The sequence below is a fragment of the Weissella paramesenteroides ATCC 33313 genome, assembly GCF_000160575.1.
Lineage (GTDB): Bacteria > Bacillota > Bacilli > Lactobacillales > Lactobacillaceae > Weissella > Weissella paramesenteroides.
In genome coordinates, this window is the sequence record NZ_GG697128.1 from 209,272 (window position 1) to 231,005 (window position 21,734).

Sequence of the window (21,734 nt, forward strand, 5' to 3'; positions counted from 1 at the left end):
CCCTTAATCGCTGATTTTCCCTTTGAAGTTGTTTGAATTCTTTGGACGTTACTTCAGTACCGTCTTCTAGCTCAACTGATTTAGCGCCTTTAACCCAGTTATGAATTGCGGCTGGAGAAACACCGTATTCCTCGGAAAGCGAGCGAATAGATCTTTTCTCTTCACGATGCATCTTCACAATGCTGGCTTTAAAATCATCTTGCTATCGTTTCATTGGAATGCTCCTATCTTGTTTTATTAATTATGGCACAACTGTTCAGAAATTTATGTACCAAATGCTAGGATAGGAGCAAACTGCCTTACTATGCCCACGAGGACCAACGACTGTATCTAGTTCAAAATCGCCGATGCGATTACGTTGATTAATCATCATGGGACGCTGTTCAATTGATCGCCCCAAAGATTGATTATATTTGGATCGTTGGTCAACGTTACGCCGTTGGCGTACACCATGTTCAGATAGATCATTCAAGGAGAAACCAATTCTCCCCTGATTTAGCCAATTATAAATAGATTTAGTAGCTAGTTTAAATTCGTGAGCAATCATTCCTGGTGACCAGCTTAGACGTAAATGGGTGAGAATTTTTTTGCTTTAACTCATCGCTCAGCTTAGTTTTCCGACCACATCGTGATCGCTTGTATTCGGCATCTGTTTGTGCTAATTCAGACTGATAAGGTTGACATCGAGATAATTCATAAGAAATTTTTGACGGTGATCGGTTCAGCCGAACGCCCATTTGGATATTGGACAGCCCTAGTTCACAAAAGGTTTCGATTTTAATTCGTTCGGAATAGGTTATACTAGACAAAAGATCAGCTCCTAAAAGATGGGTTTGTGGTAAACACCATTTTAAAGGAAGCTGATCTTTTTTGTCCGAACAGCGTTCGGATTAATTTTACAATCTACCATAACTGCTATACTAAAAGTGAAAAGAAGAGGAGTGATCGTTTTGAAATTGTATCAAAGCCTTACCCAAGTCCAAATCAACGAACAATTCGCTGATCAAGCAACCAACTACAAGCTTTCCACGACCCTTGATAAGCCGCTGAACTACGATCCAACGATTCTCTATTAGTATTTGGATACCGTCCTGAAACCGGGCAGTCGCCACGACGAAAACAACTTGCGCTACGTGACTGATCCGGGCTATATCGGCGAAAACTTTAATTACCAAAGCGTCCCGTTTACTTCGCACATGACCGAATTCGACGAGAAGATGGCCTTCGCACGCAAACTGGTGGCCGACCTTAATCGTCATTTATCTGTCAACGTCAAACCGGAAGATGAAACTATCGAACTGGTCTTTGTTGACTAAAGCAACCGTGTTGCCCTCCTTTCCTAGTCGCGATGCTTCTCTCCTGATCATTTGCGGCTAAGTACCCAGTCAAGCATGCTTAGTTGCAACAAAAATGACCGTCTACTTTTTGGTAGGCGGTCATTTTTGTAGATGTAAAGCACGAATCCGCAGCTATACCGCTTTCTTCGCGACTTCCTTTGGTAACGTCAACGCCAACAGCAAGCCAATCAGGCCCACGCCAGCAAACACAGCGAAGGTAACAGCAAAACCGCCAGCATGACTTCGCAGCGTGGTTTGCATGCCATCCAACAACACTGTGGCGAACATGACACCGGCAGAACCGAATAACTGACGAGCCGTCGTTGTAACCGCAGTGCCGTCTGCCACGAGCTCATTCGGCAAAGCATTCGCGCCAGCCGTCACTGAAGGCATCATCACAAAGGCATTGCCGGCTTCAGTCGCCATCGCCAACATAATTGCCCAAATCAGCGGTAAATGATGGGCAAAGACTGCTAACAGACCAAAGCCGCCAGTAATCAACAACATGCCAATCATGGCCACGACACGCGGTCCAAAGCGATCCAGTAGGCGCCCGCTAATTGGATTCAAAATACTCAGCAACACCGCAGCTGGCACTAAGGACAAGCCAGAAATCAACGGTGACAAACCAAGTAGCGTTTGAAAGTAAAGCGGCATCAGGATAGTGGTGACAATCAAACCGACGTATGAAATTCCGGTCAGAAACATCGCTTTAGTAAACATACCAGTGGCAAAAACTCGCATTTGCAACATTGGTGGTTGGCGATTCAATTGCCGAACAACGAAAATACCAGCTGCCAGAACGCCTAAAATCAACAAACCAACCACGCCAACAGTTAAGCCTTTTTTCGACAAAGCACCCAAGGCATAAAGTAGAATTGGAAAACTTGCGGATAAAAGGAAGGACACCCAGTCCAGTTGCGTCGGTTGCAATGGCATGACAGACGCAATGGTCACCGTTGAAACGGCCAGCACAAGCAGCGAAACGACCAAGAAGAACAAGAATAAAGCCTGCCAAGGGAACCATGTCAGCAAAACACCGGAAATAATCGGACCGACTGCCAAGGCTGAGCCCATGACCAATCCCGCCGTGCCCATCACCCGACCACGCTCCCTATGCGGCGTAATCGTCAGCAACACGGTCTGGAAACTCGGGAAAATAATCCCGACCGCAATCGCTTCAAGCAACCGGCCAATCATGAGCACGGTAAAACTCGGTGCCCAGATACATAAGCCTGTCCCAATGGCAAAAATGAGTTCAATCGCTTGGAAAAGCCGTTGGAAAGTAACATTATGCAACAGCCATGGGCTAACCGGAATCATCAAGGTCATCACCAACATAAAGCCGGTTGTCAGCCAAGCAACTGTATCCGCTCCTAAACCAAAAGCTTTCATAAAAGCAGGATAAGCGGTGCTTAAAGAAGACTGAGAAATTGACATCGAAAAGGTGCCTGTCAGTAACGTGGCGACAAAAGCCCCGCGATGTTTGATCGTTGGAGAGTGCATATTAAAACCATCCTTTTCTATATTAGTATTGTGGGACGTTTACATTTTCATTCCCATTTTTTCATAAGACTGCATACCGCCCATCCAAATCTCAGATGGTTTGACGCCACGTTCTTTAGCCAAGGCCATCATTAACGTATCCATATCCATCAATTTATATTCTTGCTTTGGCTTGGCTGGATCGAATGTTTCAATCTGTGCCATCATGCCGCCATCTTCGTGCTCAATGATATGGCAGTGATACATATAAACCCCTGGCAAATCAAAGCGAACCAGCAGCCGAACCGTTTCACCAGGATTCACGCCAACGGTATCTTTGAAACCATGTTCATTTGGATACGGCGCATGCCCATTCCGCGACAAGACTAAGAATTGGGTTCCATGCACATGGAATGGATGAACCATTCCAGGGGCATCATTGCTATTGGTAACATCCCAGTACTGGGATTTGCCAATTGGTTGCGTGGCATCAATCCGCTGCATGGCAAACTTTTTTCCATCAATCGCAACACCTTCGTCCATCCCCTGCATCACAACGTGGCGAACTGGCAAAGCCGGGTCAACCACTGGTGCCTTCACATCGAACAACTTATCAGGCAAGGTAGTCTGATCCGGTTTGAACGCATGAATGCGGAACTTTAGCAATGGCACATCATCCGTATATAAGGTGACCTCGTCGCCTTCATGGTATTGGCCAAAATCAACAATCACTTCGGCACGCTCAGCACAAGTCAGCATCAAATGGGTAAATTTGACCGGCTCCGGTAACAGTGAGCCATCCCCGCCAATTTGCGTAAATGGTAGGTCATCGGAAAAATGCAACCGCCATTCACGGCGATTAGAACCATCCAGAAAACGCAACCGGACCTTTTGCGTGGTGACATCAAAATAGGGATTGATTGTACCGTTAATCATTGCAGTTGGCCCAGCAACACCGTCAGGATCATAATCAGCCCGGTAGTCCCACTGGTTGTTCTCATGAAAACGCCGGTCTTGCAAAATGACCGGAATATCGTCAACGCCATAGTTCCTTGGCAATGGCAGGCTGACTTCATGGTCGTCTTTGACAATCACCATGGCAGCCAAACCATGCCAAACCTGCTCGGCTGTGGATGGGCACGGATGCGCGTGCAGCCACAAAGTCGTCGCCGGTTGTTCCAATGTGAAGTTGATATGCTTACTTTCACCCGGATAAACCGGCGCATGGCATCCGCCATCAACATAAGGGCCACTGACATTAGCCCCATGCCAATGAAAAGTGGTCAACTCAGGCAGGGTGTTTTTCAGTGTCACATGCGTATGTTGACCACGGCGATACACAATCGTCTGACCTAACAGACTGGTATTATAGCCCCACGTCTTGGTCTTCGCCCCAGGTAACAGTTGCGTTTCCCCAGCCTCTGCTGTCACCGTGTAATAAACGTCGGTCGCCGTCTCTTTATCCGGTTTCAACAACGGCGGCACATTTAAGGGCTTCTCAGGCGCATCACTGACCTCAAGCGGCACGTACCCGCCATCGTGGAGATCAAACGCTGGCTCATCAAAGAAATAGTCCGTATAGGTTTTCATCGTGATTTCCCCCTCTGACAAGAATTTTAACACTTTTTAGGGTTGCCATAAACATAATTTAGAATTAATCTAAAGTAGTATCGAAAAATGGTATAGGTCTTATCCATACACTTGAGGAGGATTTTCATGCAACAAATGTTATCAAAAAGTTGACTTTTTCCTACCGATTATGTGCAATTAAATCATGTAACTGTTTAAAATCAGGGATAAGATCATAAGCGTGAGTTTTGACTTCCATGACCGCGTTTATTTGTCGTTTAATCCTCTCGGTATCTTCCTTATCGGTATAACTAACCCAGTTGATATGCTCTAGCCAATCAAAGTAAGCGTGCTGTCCTTTTCCATAACTATTTCCAAATAATAAGCAAGGTGTTCCTGTTAGAACGGAAAATACCATTGCATGCCAGCGATCTGTAATAATTATTTCTTGGTGCGAGAATAGTTCTAGTTCTGAATCAAATAATGCCTCCCGAGTAACAGGTGTTATCTTTTGTGGTTCGTCTAGAACGGTATCAACTCTTTTTACAGGGCGTTCATTTCCTAAAATATCTTTTATATTGTCAATCGTACTTTTTTTAACAACTTTTTCTGAATCATGCCGTAAAACGAATAAAGCCCCATTTCGATTGAAATTCCAGTTAACAGGTTTCATATATAAAACCATGTCAGGTGTAAAAATGACTGGGTTATCAAACGTTGATTGCATACGATGAAAACTTTGAGCATCACGTGCCACTAACACGAGATTAGGATTTTTCCGGTAAGCCTCTTGACTCTTTTGTTTTTCAATCTCACCATCTTCATTGTTTTCAAAATGTATTGATTGAGGTGATCAAAAATATTTTCTTCATCATTAGATTTAGGATCATCTTTTTTATTTTGCTATGATCAAAATTCCCCTTTTATTTCAATGTTTGATTCGAGTTGTGATCCAAGAAACAATAATTACTAGAATAACTGCTCCTATGATAGAAGGCACTAATGCCATGCCAGCAAGACTAGGCCCCCAGTTACCTAACAAATTTTCGCCTAACCATGAGCCAATTAATCCAGCAAGTATATTGCTAATCCAACCCATAGCAGCACCTCGACTAGTAAGCGCTCCGGCTACTGCTCCAATTATTGCACCGACTATTAAGGTCCAAATAATTCCCATTTTCTATTCTCCTTTTTGCTTTTAAAATATTCTAGTTATATCACTTACTAGATAATATAGTTTAATAATGCTTACAAAAATTAATACAGGATATTTTCAAAGTTTTTAATGCTCTTATACTAAAAAAATGAAATTAGAAGTGACAGTGAAAGTAGATGACCTGTGTGAAACTATGGTGTTGGACCAACGTGAATTTGCTAGTTTAATCCACAATTGTACGCGTTGAAAATGGCTCTATAAACGCATCAACAAGCATACTTTCCGAGATAGTCCAAGCTACTCATTAACGCTTAACCGTTCAATCTATTCCTGCGTTTTAAGGCTCATTATATCGTTAATAAAAACAGCCCCATTATCTAGCAATTTGATAATGGGGCTGTTTTAATATATCTGTAAGGGGTTATTTAAAAATGAACCCTATTAGAAGGTTATCCTCTAGTCATGAACAATTGTTTGCATTTAGAATCTCGCGTCAGTGATCATATAATCGATCAACCGTCACACCAAAATAATCTGTGGGATGCTCATAGCTCTTACTCTTTAACCTTTCAATCGCAGTCGGTTTAAATTCATTTTTTTCCACCTCGGTTCCTTCTTTTTTTTAGATAGACATTCACGTGGTGAACAGTGACATTAAGTAAGGTGCTCTTATGCTAGATTTACAGGGCAGAAGAAAATCTGTCTCAAATATTGACTTCAATCTATTAAGCTTTTGACAGAATATGAAGGCGATTTCAAATACGAATTCGTTAAAAAAACCGGTATGAAACTTGAATTCAAAGTAACCCCTGATAACGATTTGGATGCCGCTGCTAAATTTGCCAAGAACTTAATTAAAGGTGAAACTTGGGGTACCGTACTTTTCTTTCAAGCAATTGCTGAATAATGTTCATATAAATAAAGACCGGGGAGTGCAATAATCCCGGTCTTTTTGTTTACTTAATTTTCGAAGATCACCTTATTTTTATACAAACAAACTTCTGAAAAATTCTCCCTGTTGCTGATTAGCTTTAGCTGCCACGGCATCACGTTGATTCAATTGAAAAACGTGTTCGCGCGGATCACTTTCCGTACCGAAACTGGCAAATCGATGTGCCAGGTGATGGTCCAATAGAAATTGATCAAAGCGCACGCCCTCATCATGTAAAAAGTCATGATTGGCGGTCAGTACATAAACTGGTGGAAAATCAGGCGTCACATAGTTTTCTGTATGCAGTTCCTGATCATATTTCTGCATCATTTCTGGTGTAAAATAGGTGCTCATCAAACTGTCCGGTGTTATGGCACCAGAACGTTTTACAAAATAAAAGCCACTATTCAGTGCTCCACCTCGGACAACAAGTTGCCCACTAGAGACTAATCCCAGCGCCTTACGATATTTAGGATTCGCATATGCTGTCAAATACTGATAGGCGAGCGTGCCACCCGCACTATCGCCAATGATGAAAACATTATTTGTATCTAAATGATAGTCTTGCCCGTGATCAGCAACCCATTTTGCGACGAGTGCCGTATCTTTCAGTGCGCCTGGAAAAATGGTTTGAGGTGCCAGCCGATAATTGAAATTAACAACGCCAAATCCATGTCTCGCCCAACCAAGGCAGTAATGCTGATAAAGCTCTTTGGACCCGTATACGTTCCCCCCACCATGAATATCGATAATGGTAGGCACACTTTGTGTCACATCTTTAGGTGTATAAACATCTAACAAATTTTCTTCACCAGCTGGACCATAACTGATGTTGTCATATCGTTTGACATCCGGAAACTCCGTTGGTAGTCCTGCATCTCGTTTCTCATCTGAAGCGCGCCACTGATCTGTTGTGCGTTTAATATCGTCTAGTACTTCTTGTGTCACTTTCATTATGAATTTCCCCTTTACGTTCAAAATTGAAACTCATGGGCCTAATTAAGGTGTCAATCGTCTCTGGTTGTGTCATACACCTTTAATATAAGCCTTACCACAGAAATATCAAATCTTATTAAAACAGGCACATAATTCACTCTTTCGAATGATTCATGTGCCTGAATTATTTTATTTATACCCAATCGCAATCGTATCTCAAATGTTGCCTAAGTAACTGAATAAAAATAGTCCAATTTATTGACTTCTGAGCAGTTTAAACCGCCGACAAATTAGCACTTTATTGCACAATTAAGGGACTTTTACCCAAAAACGATTGCAAACTGTAAGTTTATTAGTTATAATTACTTTGTGAAATTGGTAACAATTGTTTTCAAAACTTCCGAAAGAAGGCATTTATATAATGGCTGAACGTAGTTATGACTTTCTGATGCCCAGCGTCAATTTCTTTGGCCCTGGTGTCATTAGTAAGATTGGTGATCGAGCAAAGATGTTAGGGATGAAAAAGCTCGTTATCGTCACGGATAAGTTCCTTGAAGGTTTAAAGGGCGGCGCCGTGGAACAGACTTTGGATTCTTTAAAGGCTGCTGGTGTGGACTACGTTGTTTACAACAATGTTGAACCCAACCCTAAGATTCGTAACATCAAAGAAGTTAAGAAACTTTACGAAGAATCCGGTGCGGACTCCATCATCACTGTTGGTGGGGGTTCTGCTCACGATACTGGTAAAGGTGCCGGCATTATTTTGACTAATGGCGACGACATTACCAAGTTGGCTGGGATTGAAACACTCGACAAGGCTTTGCCACCATTAATCGCCGTTAACACGACGGCCGGTACTGGTTCTGAATTAACCCGTCACGCGGTTATCACGAATGAAGAAACCCACTTGAAGTTCGTGGTTGTTTCATGGCGGAACATTCCGTTGGTTTCATTCAACGACCCAACTCTGATGCTCGATGTGCCTAAGGGCTTAACCGCAGCTACTGGGATGGATGCCTTCGTTCAAGCCGTTGAACCTTACGTTTCCGTTGACCACAACCCTATCACCGACTCACAATGTGTGGAAGCTATCAAGTTGATTGAAACTTCCCTTCGTGAAGCCGTTGCTAACGGCAACAACTTGGACGCTCGGACTAAGATGGTCGAAGCTGAAATGTTAGCTGGGATGGCCTTCAACAACGCCAACTTGGGTTACGTTCATGCCATGGCTCACCAACTCGGTGGTCAATACGACGCACCTCATGGTGTTTGCTGTGCCTTACTTCTACCTTACGTTGAAGAATATAACATCATTGCTTGCCCAGATCGTTTCGCCCAATTGGCTGAAATCATGGGTGAAAACACTGAAGGCCTATCAACGCGGGATGCTGCCGAATTAGCCATCAAGGCCATGAAGCAATTATCCGAAGACGTTGGTATTCCTCACTCAATCAAAGAAATTGGTGCTAAGCCAGAAGACTTTGAATTGATGGCTGAAAATGCCTTGAAGGATGGGAATGCTTTCTCTAACCCTCGTAAGGGGACAAAGGAAGATATCATCAAGATTTTCCAAGCTGCCTACGACGCTGAATAATTTAACGTAATATGATGAAAAGCCGCCGAATTTCGACGGCTTTTTTAGTGTTTGTGCGTATACTTAAAGGTAGTCAGAGAGGAGTCTCATCATGGAAAAATACTTAACTTTTGACTGCTACGGTACACTACTCAATGAAGAGGCAACCTACGCAGCCATCGAAACAGTTGCTGATAAAATCGGCGTCGATCCACGACTAGTCCGGCACCTCTCGGTGCCGAAAAAACCTGTCCATAATCTTGACATCAGCGCCGATATTGATTTGAATGCATACCAAACATTAATTGAAGTCCAAGCAGCCATTGGTTGATATATCAATTTTTATAATCGCAATCGCATCTCAATTATCACTAAGTAACTGAATAAAAATAGTCCAATTATTCAGTATGCTTTTGATGTAATTATCCAAAATCAATTTGATCTAACATCGTCTCGCGACTAGCTTGATCTAAACCAAGGTAAGTCAGTGTCATGGCTTCGCTTGAGTGATTCAATAAGTGCATGACTAAACCAATATTGTAATTTGACTGTGTATAGACACGATAAGCGCCTGTTTTACGCATGGTGTGCGTGCCTAAATAGTTGATACCTAGTAGATCACCAACACGCGCCATCACTTTATAAAACTGTTTCTCGGTGATATGGCGATCATGATGGGCTGTCGAGGGGAATAACCACTCAGAGTTGATATTTTCTTGGACCAGCCAATCATGATATTGCAACAAGTCTTGCTGAACAGGCTTTAAATATAACGTGTTTGCTTTACCGGTCTTTTTATCATGAATAAAGGCTGTATTTTTGACAGAGCCCTCTGGATTATAGACATCTGATTTTTTTAATGTCATGACATCACTCACACGTAGTAGCGTGGCCTTACCAACTTGAAAAACGGTGTAATTTCGGCGACCAGCACGGAAACTATCGAGAAGTGTATCTTGTACCATCTTTAAGACGTTGGAGTCTTTGATGGGTAGGACAATTTGTTGCGCCATGATTCATATATACCTTTCTGAAATTAAATAATTAATTAAATAAATAATTAAATTGTTTATTTATTGATGACCAGGACCGTATTTCTAAACTTCTTTTATGGTTTATTATATCACTTAACAAAAAAACAGCCCCCATTATCTAACCGGTAGATAATGGGGGCTGTTTTAATAGCCTTTTCGAGGGGGCATTATATAATTAGTGCTGGTAAAGGATGCAGTGCCATTGCCAGCGCCGCTTATAGAAGTGGTGAAAAATTATTTGATAATCAAGAAGGCCGCCACTATTTGGTATTTGACCAAGAAAACCGGTTCAGCAACGGTATTGAGCATTGCTACTATTTTAGGAATGCTGCCAATGGTGATTCTTAGTCCGTTTGTTGGTCCTATGGTTGATCGGTGGAACAAAAAAGGCCTCCTAATTTTCCCGGACGTTTTTGCTGCCTGTTTCGCTATTATTCTTTCCGTATCCGGAACGGTATTTCATGTATTTCCACTTTGGCTCATTTTTATTTCATTACTGATGCGGTCTTGTGCGCAAACCTTCCAGATGCCAACGATTCAATCGGTAATGCCCACAATGGTGCCAGACAAAGAAATTACCCGTATGAACGGCCAACTGGGAATGGTGCAATCCGCGAATATGATTATTGCCCCAGCACTGGGCGCGTTTTTATTTGCGTTTATCCCCATCGAGTACTTGATTCTGTTAGACGTACTTGGGACCATCATTGGGATTTGTATTTTAACGTGGGTTCAAATTCCTAACAATGAAAAAATTGATCAGCCAATGCATGTGCTCCACAACACCCGCTTGGGGATCAAACAACTTACGAACAACAAGGGCTTGTGGTACATTACGTTGATCGGCGCCGTCTTCACACTAACCTACATGCCTGCTGCCAGCATATATCCACTCATGACCATGAAATACTTTCAGGGAACCGTTAGTCAGGCTGGCTTAATTGAAGCCATTTATTCAACTGGCATGCTAATCGGCGGCACTATCATTGGCCTCTTTGGTAAGTGGCAGGACCGGATGAAGCCCGTAATCATCGCGTTTTTCCTGGTTGGCATTCCAACCGGTATTAGCGGCATTTTGCCAGGTAACCAAACCGGATTTTTATGGTTCGCAGCTTTAAACATCATTGAAGGAATTGCGGCCCCATTTTTTACAACGCTTTTAATGGCAATGATTCAACAAAGTTATTCAGCAGAAGAGTTAGGGCGGATTCTAGGCGTTTTGAATTCTTTGTTGAATCTAGCTGGACCAATTGGCTTAATTTTTGCCGGTCCCCTAGCTGATGTGATTGGCATTGAACGCCTATTTGTGATTGCAGGAATCGGTGCTGCCATTTGCGGGGTGGTCGCGGTGTTAATGCCAATTACCAGGCAATATGACATTAGGCTGCATCAAAAATTGGCGAAATTAACTGAGCAACCAGATAAGTAATTAACATGATGATCATAAAGAGGAGAAAGACCAGACTACCAGCTGATCTTTCTCCTCTTTTTGTCATCATTTAATTACACGTTTTTAATCTTTTCACCAGTCAATCCCATCGCATTAATTGCCACGATAATTGTCGACATCGCCATGACCGCAGCACCAACGGCTGGGTCTAGAATGATTCCAATAAATGACAACACACCGGCAGCGAGTGGAATTGCGACAATATTGTAGCCTGCTCCCCACCAGAGATTTTGAACCATTTTCCGATTTGTGATTTTAGCCAAATCAAGAAAATGTAAAATATCGCTGGGTTCTGATTTAACCAACACAACATCAGCGGAATCAATGGCAACATCGGTTCCGGCGCCAATTGCAATTCCAATATCGGCCGCGGCAAGACTTGGGGCGTCATTTACGCCGTCACCAACCATGATGACGTGATTGCCCTTTGCTTGATAATCAGCAATAATCTTTTGCTTATCATCTGGTAATAGGCCTGCATGGAATTCAGTCAATCCTAGTAAGTTAGCAACGTGTTCCGCGGCTTTTGGATTATCGCCAGTGAGCATTACGGGGGTAATTCCGCGCCTCTGAAGACCACTAATTAATTCCTTAGCACCCGCTTTGATGGTGTCGCCTTCAGCAACCATTCCTTGAACTTGGGTGCCCTGCAATAGGAAGCTGACGGAATTACCCTTAGCAGCCCATTTATCAGCAGCGGCCTCGTCAAACCTGATCTCTTGCTTCGTTAAATAGTTACCATTAACAATCGTATAGTCAGTGCCATCAACATTACCGGAAATACCAACGCCCGGAATATTTTGAGACTTTTCAGCCGCAACGACTTCAATGTTCTTCGCTTGGGCTTCAGTAATGATTGCTTGGGCCAGCGGATGAGTCGAATTATTTTCAAGGGCGGCCAGTCGGCTTAATAACGTTGTTTCGTCAATCCCATCACTTGGAATCAATGCATTCACCGTAAATTTACCTTCTGTTAACGTACCAGTTTTATCCAAGAGAACGTGGCTAACATGTTGACTTGCTTCAATGGCTTGGCGATTTCGAACTAATAGCCCATTTTGAGCGCCAATCGTAGTAGAACGAGAAACCACTAATGGAATCGCTAATCCTAATGCATGCGGGCAAGCAATCACGAAGACGGTCACCATGATCGTCATTGCAGTCGCCAATCCCTGGGGTAACCAGGCAAAGAAAGCAATAATTCCAACACCAAATGCCGCGTAAAATAGATACTTGGCAACTAAATCAGCTTTATCTTCTGCTTTAGATTTAGCTTGCTGGGCATTTTGAACCATTTTCATTACTTGAGAAAGATAGCCGGAGTCACCAGTACCACTAATTTTAACCGTTAGCGTCCCGTTATTGTTGGTTGCACCACCAATGACCTTATCGCCAACGTTCTTGGTAACGGCAGCAGATTCACCGGTTACCAGTGCTTCATTCACGGTCGACTCCCCAGCCGTAATAACACCATCGGCTGGAATACTCTCACCTGAACGCACTTGGAAAGCTTGACCAACTTTTAAATCAGATACTGGCACTTCTTTTGTTTCACCATTATCTGTAACTAGATGGGCCGTCTTAGGCAACAGGGCCGCCATCTTTTGTAAGGCATTCCCAGCCCCCATCAATGCATTCATTTCAATCCAGTGTCCTAGAAGCATAATTAAAATCAGGGTTGCAAGTTCGAACGAAAAATCCATTACATGATTTGCCGGGTTCAAGAAGTTGTTGGCAATAAATGCGTACAAACTGTAGAAATACGAAACGGAAATTCCAAGGGTTACTAGCGTCATCATTTCAGGAGATTTATCCTGAATTTCCGCTTTAGCCCCCTTTAAAAATGGCATTCCGCCATAAAAGTAAAGTGCTGTATCAAACAAAACGATGATAATGCCAACAATTAGCGGTGAACTGAAACTAAGGATGGAAACGTTTAAACCCATGATTGGTGCTAACAGTAAAACTGGAATCGCTAAGACAACGGAGACCCAAAATTTAACTTTCAAATTCCCCATATGCATCATTGAGTCACCGTGCATCATCATGTCGGTCCCAGCCATATCCATATCACCGTGATTCATCCCACTCATATTCATAGTTTCGTGATTCATGTTCATTTGGCTGTGATCCATGTTCATTTGACCATGATCCATTTCGGCCATATCGTGATCCATTTTCATGTCATCATGATCCATATGACTCATATTTGATTCATTATTTTCCATATTCTTAGCACCCATGTTTTTCATGTTCATATGGTCCTCTTTATTTGCCATGATTATCGACCCCCTAAAAATAAGTGTGCGTAGCAAAGCGGTTAGAAGCCGGAATATAAGTTCCTTGTGTGGAAATCTCCGGGCTCGGGATTTTTCCACCAGGTTCTTATATTTAGGCTTCTGCTTTGCGGAGCACCATGCCACTATATGAATGAGGATTACGACAAAAATTCATAAGTTTCCGCCATCAGAAATCCCAGATTCTGGATTTTTGTGCAGCAATCCTAAAAGTAAACAGAACACCACAGTCTTAACACGTTTGATCACCTGGCAAGCAGTTACACTGAACTTCCTCGGGCGCTGTTTTGGCCTTTTCAGCTAGAATCGCCTGTAAGTTCGCAATATCCGCCCGTGAGAGTTCCCTTGACTGAATAACGCCGGCAATTGTTGAACCAGCCCGCATCGCACACATATGGTCAAACAAATCATCTGCCGCTGCCGCCATTGATTCCTTCTCGCCAACAACCGGCTTATACGTGAATGGCCGACTGCCGCCATGCTGCGCAACCGCCTGTTTTTGAATCAACCTGTGAAGTAGCGTTTTGGTTGTTGAAGCTGACCAGCCTTCTAATTCGTTCATAGCATCGATTAGTTCACGACTAGTCGCATGTCCTATTGTCCAAATTGCTCTCATAACCATCCATTCAGAATCGGTGATGGTTACATTCTTTGCATCCTTCAATTGGCTTCCTCCATTAATTGAATTCTAAGTCTACGTTTGTAGCCTCTTAACACTTATTAGTTTACAACTGTAGTCACAATAATGCAACCTTTCTGCCAGAAAATACCATGACATTAAAAAAACGCCTAGATAATATTCCAGGCGTGGTTTGATACGATATGTTAAATTAATGATCTGGGAATTTTTGGTTTTCTTGTTAGTATGGTGAAATGCCTCTTAGAACCTGTCTAGTATCTGCTGAATCTGGTAGAATTGTGGAAAACCGACTGAGGAGTTTGTCATGCCAGATTATCCAAGCAATATTTCTCGAGCGCAATTTGCGTTAATACAACCTGATTTAGAAAACTTCCGCAAGCATACAAGACCGCGTCGTTATGATCTTTATGACGTATTCAATGCCATTCTTTACTCGCTTACTACAGGGTGTCAATGGCGTGAATTACCGCACGATTTCCCGGAATGGCACACTGTCTACCGCTATTACGATGTGTGGCGAGATAAACCAGACCCGACAGCTGATTCGCTATTAGAAAGGCTTTTAAAAAATTCATTTCTAGCGATTTTAAGACCATTCATATACATTTATACCAAAGCAAAAATTAAAAGCCCTCAGTTCACAGCCAGCTTTTTAACAATTTAATGACATTTTACAATTTTTCACGATAAATTTGTGTTTTTACATTAATTTAGTAATCAGCTTCAATATATTGTACTTAAAATTTCAATGCTTCAACATATAATTCTTTTATTTTCTGATTTTCCATAATCTTATTATAAATAAATAACGTGCATAATGCACGTAAATAAAAAAGAGGTATTTATTATGAAAGCAGCAGTAGTTAAAAAACAAGGCATTTTACCTGTAATTGAAGAAATTGATAAGCCAACATCAACATCTGAAGGCGATTTAATATTAAGAGGCTGAGACAAAACTCAGCCTCTTATATTTGCTATTTGCCACTAAAAACTGGAAAACTGCTAGAATCACCATAGCTATTAATTTGTGGTAGTTTCTTCAATTCTTCTAAATCCTGCTTAGAAATTTCAAAATCTACGTCCGCGTTATTTGCAACATGCGATAATGTTTGACTCTTTGGTAGAGGTAGTGTACCTAATTCCAAACAATAACGAATAGCTAACTGTGGGATTGAAATTTGATATTTATCAGCCATCTGTTTAATTTCTGGATTCTGCAAAATCTCACCGTGAGCAACAGGAGAATAAGCTTCAACTAAGACATTATTTTGTTGGGCTTGTTCGAGTAATCCAAAGTCAGTATTACCAATATGGATTAACAGTTGATTAACTACAGGTTTAATCGTACTATGTTCTAAAATGTTGTTTAAATCAGCTTTTTTAAAATTGGAAACACCGATAGATCGCACTTTTCCGTTATTAACTGCTTCTTCCATGGCACGCCAAACTTCAATATTTTCTTCAAAATAGTGATTTTCTTTATTATGAAACTCAACCCATGGCTCAGGTGAATGAATCAATAATAAATCTAAATAATTTAAATTTAACCTTTGTAATGACTCATCAATTGATTTTTTGGCAGTCTGATAGTCTTTAAATTCAACTTGAATTTTTGTTGTTACAAACAGATTTTCACGGGAAATTCCAGTTGCCTTTAATATAAATGTAATGCTTGTTAATTAAAACAACAAAAGAGTGTCAGTGTTTTTATACACTGACACTCTTTTTAGTTCTCTATTGCATTTTAGCTTCAATATTTGCTAAGGTCACTTCTGAAGTAGACTCAAAATTCAAGTCCGCTCCAGACAAAACATCGGCATTACCAATGGCTAGTGATGTCTCACCTGCCCCATTGATTGAGACAATACCAGCAGCTGAATCTTCCAATCCAATAACATTTTCTGGATTTAAATGTAAGACTTCCGCAGCACGAACGAAGATTTCAGGATCAGGTTTTCCCTTTCTCAAAGTGGCGGGATCAACAATGCCAACAAAATACTTGGTCAATCCCAAATGATCTAGAATCATTGGTGCGTTTTTAGAAGCTGATGCCACCGACATTGTATAGCCGGCCGCCTTAGCTGATTGAATGAAATCTTTCATGCCAGGTAAAATATCATCTTCAGTCAATGTTGAAATGAGTTGTTGATAATTATGATTTTTCTTTTCTGCTAATGCTTCTTTATCTGCTTGAGAAAAATCATCGGCATGATTCCCAGCATCCAAAATCATTTGCAAGGAAGCCATGCGACTGATGCCCTTCAAACCTTCAGCCAATTCTGGTGTCCAAGTTGTGCCAACCTCATCAGCCGTTTGATGCCAAGCTTCACCATGAAAGCGCGCCGTGTCAGCAATAACCCCATCTAAATCAAAGGCAAAACCTTTAATATCTGAAAATTTAGCCATTTTTATTTATCCTCGCTTTTTTTAATTTGGTAAGTTACAGTATATGTTTTTGTTTCATTTGCTGGCAAAACAATATCACCAAAGCCTTCATGATTAACCGCATCAGGCAAGGTCTGCATCTCAATAGCAAGCGCTGTTTTAATGTCACTGCTATCGTCAGGATTGGCAGTGAATACAACCACACCATTGCGATCTGAATCCACTGTCAAGGTCAAACTTTCATCGGGTGAAGTTAGTCCTACTCCCTCCCCTTGACGGCTGGGATCTAATACCCAAGCATCATCGTAATGCTCTTGTCCCAAGGCATGCAAATGCGCAAAATCAAATTTTGTATTTTGATTATCAATCACGTTACCGGTTGGAATCGCGTGATTATCAACTTCAAGATGTTGACGTGATGCAATTTGTAATTTATGCTGACTGATATCTTGATCCTTACCAACTAAATTAAAGTAGACGTGCGTCATTGGGTTGAACAATGTATTTTCAGTTGAAACGCCACTAAATATAATATCTAGACGATCCTCATCGTCCAATCGATAGGTTACTTGGGCAGCTAATTGTCCGGCGAATTCATCATCAAAAGTACGTGTGAAATTAATTTCCGCTGCTGTACCCAAATTTCTTGCTTCACCGTGCCAATTAACCGCATCAAAGCCATTGATGCCAGAATGTAAAACATTGTCATGATCATTTGGTGTTAATGTAAAATGTGCCCCATTAATATCATAGTCAGTTTTTGATAAACGGCCACCAACGCGACCAATTGTGTTTCCAAAATGGAATGGATTATCTAAATACGCGGCTAAATCATTAAATTGTACTAATAATTCTTGTTTGACACCATCATGTTCAACGGAAAATGACTGCCAAGTTGCTCCGTACGAAATCGCAGTAATCTGTGTGTGCTTAATATTTTCTAGGGTAAACGCCGTCACGATTTTTCCGTCAGGTAATTGTCCAAAATCCTTCTCTACTACTTTCATGATGTCCTTTCCTGCTATACAGCAAATGAGCGATTTCTCGCTCATCATCAGGCTTATTACTTTGTCAATTCGACATCTTGTCCTAATAGGTCAATAACTAATGGTTCACCTGAAATCAAGTCAACATGTGCACCTTGACCATCAACTGACACTTCCAAAACATGACCTCGGAATACCAAACGGAAAGCATATTTTGTCCAATTCTTTGGCAAGAATGGCTTCAAGTAGAGTTTACCATCACGCACACGCATGCCGGCAAATCCTTGCACAATCGCTAACCATGAACCTGTCATAGCGGTTATATGCAAACCATCTGACGTATCATTATTATAATTATCTAAGTCCAAACGGGCCGCACGTTCGTACATTTCAACTGCTTTATCTTCCATTTGTAAGTCAGCAGCCAAAATTGAGTGAACAGATGGCGACAATGATGACTCATGCACTGTCAATGGTTCATAGAATTCAAAGTTGTTACGCTTTTCTTCTTCAGTAAACGCATCTGGGAAATAGAACATGGCATGTAATGTATCAGATTGCTTAATATATGGCGAGCGCAAAATGCGATCCCATGACCAGTTTTGGTTAATTGGACGAATGTCTTGTGGCATATCAGCGATTGGTGTCAAATCTTTATCCAAAAATGTATCATGTTGAACAAAGATATGCTTTTTACCTGTCTTGGTATCAACATCAGCCTCTGGCAAATACATCTTATCAACAATTTCTTGCCACTTTGCTAATTCTTCATCTGTCAAAGCCAACTTAGCTTTTTCGTCAGCATGAATTTCATCGTAGTGTTCAAGGGAGTATTGCAAAACCCATTTTGCCATCCAATTTGTATAGAAATTGTTATTAACATTGTTTTCATACTCGTTGGGACCCGTGACACCATGAATCATGTACTTATCGTTTCGGGCAGAATAGTGGACACGATCTGCCCAGAAGCGTGCGATATTATACAAAACTTGTGCGCCGTCACCGTCAAGCCATGAGTGATCTCCCGTGATGTTTGTATAATTATAAATCGCATAGGCAATTGTCGAATTACGGTGAATTTCTTCAAAAGTAATTTCCCACTCGTTGTGTGACTCAATACCATCAAAGGTCACCATTGGGTACAAAGCACCTTTTAAGCCTTGTTCTTTGGCATTGTGGAATGCACCATCCAACTGATCAAAACGATATTGTAGCAATGAACGGGTCACAGACGGATCAGCAACACCAAGGTAAACAGGAATAGCAAATGCTTCGGTGTCCCAATACGTGGCACCACCGTACTTCTCGCCAGTGAAACCTTTTGGTCCGATATTCAAACGTGGATCATTACCATAGTAAGTTGAGAATAACTGGAATAGGTTGAAGCGAATACCCTGCTGCGCCGCATCATCTCCTTCAATTTGAACATCAGCTTTTTCCCAACGATTAGCCCATTCTTGCGCGTGTGCTGTATAGATATCGTCGTATGTTTGTGTGGCAAGATTCGCAGTTAGTGTCTCGCCTGTTTTAATCGCTTGAGCTAGGCTATCATAATCACGCGAAGTTGTCACAATCACGCGCTTTTCAAAACTAACTGAACTTTTGGCTGGTACTTCGATGTCAAAGTTATCAGTCACTTCTTTTTCAGAACGGTTCACACCATGCTTTTCACCGCCAACAAAGCTCTGACGGGCAACAACTGTAAATTGTGGCACACCAAACAGATTTTCAATCGTTTGCGTAGCGATAAACGATGAATTAGTCTCATTACCTGCATCCAAAACTTGCCAAAACTTTTCATCATAATTTGAATCTTCATTGACGACGTCAGCATCAATACTAGCATCAAAACGAATTTTGTGCGCTTGTCCATCAGCAGATGACAACTCATAGTGAATATCTGCCAATTCCTTAACTGCTGCTGAAACTAAGCGCGTGATTTTAAACGTTACGCCAAACACAGTAAACGTTCGATTCAAAACACCATTTTTCATATCCAATGATACTTCAAAATCAGCCACATCATTCTTAGCTAGATCAACTTGATTGCCATCAACGTAAATGTCTGCTTTGACATAGTTTAGCGCATTGATAGCCTTTCCAAAGTAAAGCGGATAACCATTTTTCCACCAACCGACACGTGTTTTATCTGGGAACCAAACACCACCAACGTAAATTCCTTGATGTGTGTCACCGGAATAGACTTCTTCAAACATGCCACGCATGCCCATGTATTCGTTGCCCAAACTCGTCATAGATTCTTGGAGACGTTTATCTTCGGGATTCAAATCATGTGACGTAACTGTCCAAGGATCAACTTCAAAAATTCGTTTCATAAGACTTTCTACCTCTTCAATTTTTCGAATGCTTAGCTTCGGCGTTAATATCTACGACGACCGATCGCACATACTAACGCCGAAGCGTTAGCCATTATTGTGCATCTACTGGATTACTGTGAATTTCATTGATAAATCCAACACTAACAGCACCAATTAACATTAAGATTCCGGATACTAAGATCATTGATGGGAAATGTGAACCAAGTGCTGGGAATAGTGCAAAACTAGCAACTGAGGCTACAATTTGCGGCAAGCAAATTGAACCGTTAAACAATCCTAGATAAGTCCCCATGTGATCACCGGGCAATGCGTTGGTTACCATAATGAATGGGTATGTCATCATACCTGCCCATGAAATACCGATTAAAATAAATGAGCCAATCAACAAATACTGTGAATGAATAAAGAACACTGATGTGAACCCAATTGCCCCCAAAAATAGCGACAAAGCATAACCTGTTTTGTTTTTGTTTGCTGGAATCTTTGATAAGACTAGCGACCACACAACGGCTGCAATAGCATAAACCGCTGACACGACACCAAACCAGTTTCCACCATTTTGGTAGCCAGCCGTTGTTGGATCAGTTGCATGGAAAATATTGTCTGCCACAGCACCAGTACCGTAGGTCCACAAATATTGGAATGCCATCCAGCAGAAGAACTGAGTCAAAGTAACCATCCAGAATGTTTTTGGTGCACGCTTTAACAAAGTCAAGAAACCACCTTCACCATCATTTGGTGTGTTCAAAGCATAGCCATGATATAACTCATAAGTGGCATCATCGTATTCTTTTACGTTAAAGACCGCAATCAGTGAAAAGACAACTAAGATGATTGCACCAACATAGAATGAAATAATTACAGATGCTGGCACTTGACCCTTAGGCGCTGTGTTAGCAACACCAATCACTGTCAGCAAGAATGGGAAAATAGTTGCCAACACAGATCCTGTATTAGATAAGAAACTTTGAATTGAGTATGCGTATGACTTTTGGTCTTCATTAACCATATCACCAACAACCATCTTGAAGGGCTGCATCGCAACGTTAGAGCTCAAATCCATGAACAAAATTGTGGTAGCCCCAAACCATAACCCAGCAGTAGTTGAAAAACCAAAACTACCTGAGTTAGGCAACAAGAACATTACGATAACTGACACAAGAGCGCCAGCCAATAAATAAGGCATACGACGACCAAAACGTTTTGTCCATGTGCGATCTGAAAAATAACCAACTAGTGGTTGAACAAACAACCCTGCCAATGGTGGTAGGATGAAGAAAAATCCTAACTTAGTGGGATCAGCACCCAAGGTCTGAAAAATACGTCCCATTTGGGAACTCTGCAATGAAAATGCCATCTGCACACCCAAAAATCCAAAACTCAGCATCCAAATGGTGCTTAGCGGCAGATTTGGCAACCCCTGCCCTTTTTTGTTATCTACCATCATTACTTCCTCCAAAATTTTTTTGAAACATAATTGATTTGCTCTAATCATGCACCATTTATATGAACAATTCGTGATGAAACTGTTTTTTAGAAATCAGGAACATGTTCTGAACACCAATATATGTAACCGTTTATAGCATAGAACATTTGGATAATTAATGGAAGCGTTT

The 21,734-nt window shown here is 41.5% G+C and carries 16 protein-coding genes and 5 pseudogenes; 6 read left to right on the forward strand and 15 right to left on the reverse strand.

From position 1 onward, the window contains the following. Window positions 1-202 (reverse strand): annotated as a pseudogene (locus tag HMPREF0877_RS10060) (transposase); the annotation flags it as partial. A gap of 90 nt (window positions 203-292) precedes the next feature. Continuing rightward, a pseudogene (locus tag HMPREF0877_RS09905) lies at window positions 293-809 on the reverse strand (IS30 family transposase); the annotation flags it as partial. Window positions 810-950: 141 nt separating this feature from the next. Here HMPREF0877_RS09905 and HMPREF0877_RS10065 point away from each other — a divergent pair. Continuing rightward, window positions 951-1,316 (forward strand): annotated as a pseudogene (locus HMPREF0877_RS10065) (hypothetical protein). 153 nt (window positions 1,317-1,469) lie between these two features. On the opposite strand, the gene HMPREF0877_RS00990 reads toward HMPREF0877_RS10065, so the two are convergent. From HMPREF0877_RS00990 to HMPREF0877_RS01005, 4 genes and pseudogenes are all read right to left on the reverse strand, one after another. After that, on the reverse strand, window positions 1,470-2,843 hold the full coding sequence (locus HMPREF0877_RS00990) for an MFS transporter (RefSeq protein WP_040760150.1): 1,374 nt from the start codon (window positions 2,841-2,843) through the stop codon (window positions 1,470-1,472). A gap of 39 nt (window positions 2,844-2,882) precedes the next feature. After that, entirely contained in the window at window positions 2,883-4,412 is a 1,530-nt protein-coding gene (locus tag HMPREF0877_RS00995) for a multicopper oxidase family protein (protein ID WP_002827235.1), read from the reverse strand. 160 nt (window positions 4,413-4,572) lie between these two features. Further along, window positions 4,573-5,241: pseudogene (locus HMPREF0877_RS01000) on the reverse strand (polysaccharide pyruvyl transferase family protein); the annotation flags it as partial. Window positions 5,242-5,319: 78 nt separating this feature from the next. Beyond that, on the reverse strand, window positions 5,320-5,568 hold the full coding sequence (locus HMPREF0877_RS01005; RefSeq protein ID WP_002827237.1) for a GlsB/YeaQ/YmgE family stress response membrane protein: 249 nt from the start codon (window positions 5,566-5,568) through the stop codon (window positions 5,320-5,322). A gap of 763 nt (window positions 5,569-6,331) precedes the next feature. On the opposite strand from HMPREF0877_RS01005, the gene HMPREF0877_RS10415 reads away from it, so the two are divergent. Further along, window positions 6,332-6,454, forward strand: a complete 123-nt coding sequence (locus tag HMPREF0877_RS10415; RefSeq protein ID WP_258088552.1) for a hypothetical protein — start codon at window positions 6,332-6,334, stop codon at window positions 6,452-6,454. A 78-nt stretch (window positions 6,455-6,532) separates the two neighbouring features. Here HMPREF0877_RS10415 and HMPREF0877_RS01015 read toward each other — a convergent pair whose 3' ends face one another. Further along, a complete protein-coding gene (locus HMPREF0877_RS01015) occupies window positions 6,533-7,432 on the reverse strand; it encodes an alpha/beta hydrolase (protein WP_002827239.1) in 900 nt (299 codons plus the stop codon). A 403-nt stretch (window positions 7,433-7,835) separates the two neighbouring features. Between HMPREF0877_RS01015 and HMPREF0877_RS01020 the strand changes: the two genes are divergently transcribed. Next, window positions 7,836-9,008 carry an iron-containing alcohol dehydrogenase gene (locus tag HMPREF0877_RS01020; protein ID WP_002827240.1) on the forward strand — a complete coding sequence of 391 codons (1,173 nt, stop codon included), beginning with the start codon at window positions 7,836-7,838 and terminating at the stop codon, window positions 9,006-9,008. 91 nt (window positions 9,009-9,099) lie between these two features. Continuing rightward, complete coding sequence (locus HMPREF0877_RS10330) at window positions 9,100-9,318, forward strand: hypothetical protein (protein ID WP_002827241.1); 219 nt, start codon at window positions 9,100-9,102, stop codon at window positions 9,316-9,318. A 91-nt stretch (window positions 9,319-9,409) separates the two neighbouring features. Here the strand turns inward: HMPREF0877_RS10330 and HMPREF0877_RS01030 are convergent, their stop codons facing one another. Continuing rightward, complete coding sequence (locus tag HMPREF0877_RS01030; protein WP_002827242.1) at window positions 9,410-10,000, reverse strand: site-specific integrase; 591 nt, start codon at window positions 9,998-10,000, stop codon at window positions 9,410-9,412. A 223-nt stretch (window positions 10,001-10,223) separates the two neighbouring features. Here HMPREF0877_RS01030 and HMPREF0877_RS01035 point away from each other — a divergent pair, with 223 nt between their 5' ends. Then, complete coding sequence (locus HMPREF0877_RS01035; RefSeq protein WP_407128329.1) at window positions 10,224-11,450, forward strand: MFS transporter; 1,227 nt, start codon at window positions 10,224-10,226, stop codon at window positions 11,448-11,450. Window positions 11,451-11,524: 74 nt separating this feature from the next. Here HMPREF0877_RS01035 and HMPREF0877_RS01040 read toward each other — a convergent pair whose 3' ends face one another. Then, complete coding sequence (locus tag HMPREF0877_RS01040) at window positions 11,525-13,750, reverse strand: heavy metal translocating P-type ATPase (protein WP_040760157.1); 2,226 nt, start codon at window positions 13,748-13,750, stop codon at window positions 11,525-11,527. Window positions 13,751-14,000: 250 nt separating this feature from the next. After that, window positions 14,001-14,432: a CopY/TcrY family copper transport repressor gene (locus HMPREF0877_RS01045; RefSeq protein WP_002827245.1), complete on the reverse strand. Its 432-nt coding sequence runs from the start codon at window positions 14,430-14,432 to the stop codon at window positions 14,001-14,003. A 280-nt stretch (window positions 14,433-14,712) separates the two neighbouring features. Between HMPREF0877_RS01045 and HMPREF0877_RS01050 the strand changes: the two are divergent. After that, a pseudogene (locus HMPREF0877_RS01050) lies at window positions 14,713-14,976 on the forward strand (transposase); the annotation flags it as partial. A 406-nt stretch (window positions 14,977-15,382) separates the two neighbouring features. Here HMPREF0877_RS01050 and HMPREF0877_RS01055 read toward each other — a convergent pair. The 5 genes from HMPREF0877_RS01055 to HMPREF0877_RS01075 form a co-directional block, all read right to left on the reverse strand. Next, window positions 15,383-16,078, reverse strand: a complete 696-nt coding sequence (locus tag HMPREF0877_RS01055) for an aldo/keto reductase (protein WP_040760160.1) — start codon at window positions 16,076-16,078, stop codon at window positions 15,383-15,385. 64 nt (window positions 16,079-16,142) lie between these two features. Further along, entirely contained in the window at window positions 16,143-16,814 is a 672-nt protein-coding gene (pgmB, locus tag HMPREF0877_RS01060) for a beta-phosphoglucomutase (RefSeq protein WP_002827249.1), read from the reverse strand. Window positions 16,815-16,816: 2 nt separating this feature from the next. Then, the gene (locus HMPREF0877_RS01065) at window positions 16,817-17,800 is read right to left on the reverse strand and encodes an aldose epimerase family protein (protein ID WP_040760162.1); all 984 of its coding nucleotides are present in this window, start codon (window positions 17,798-17,800) and stop codon (window positions 16,817-16,819) included. A 56-nt stretch (window positions 17,801-17,856) separates the two neighbouring features. Beyond that, the gene (locus HMPREF0877_RS01070) at window positions 17,857-20,115 is read right to left on the reverse strand and encodes a glycoside hydrolase family 65 protein (protein ID WP_002827253.1); all 2,259 of its coding nucleotides are present in this window, start codon (window positions 20,113-20,115) and stop codon (window positions 17,857-17,859) included. A gap of 94 nt (window positions 20,116-20,209) precedes the next feature. Further along, window positions 20,210-21,562, reverse strand: coding sequence for an SLC45 family MFS transporter (locus HMPREF0877_RS01075; RefSeq protein ID WP_040760164.1), 1,353 nt, complete (start codon window positions 21,560-21,562; stop codon window positions 20,210-20,212). Window positions 21,563-21,734: the final 172 nt, after the last annotated feature.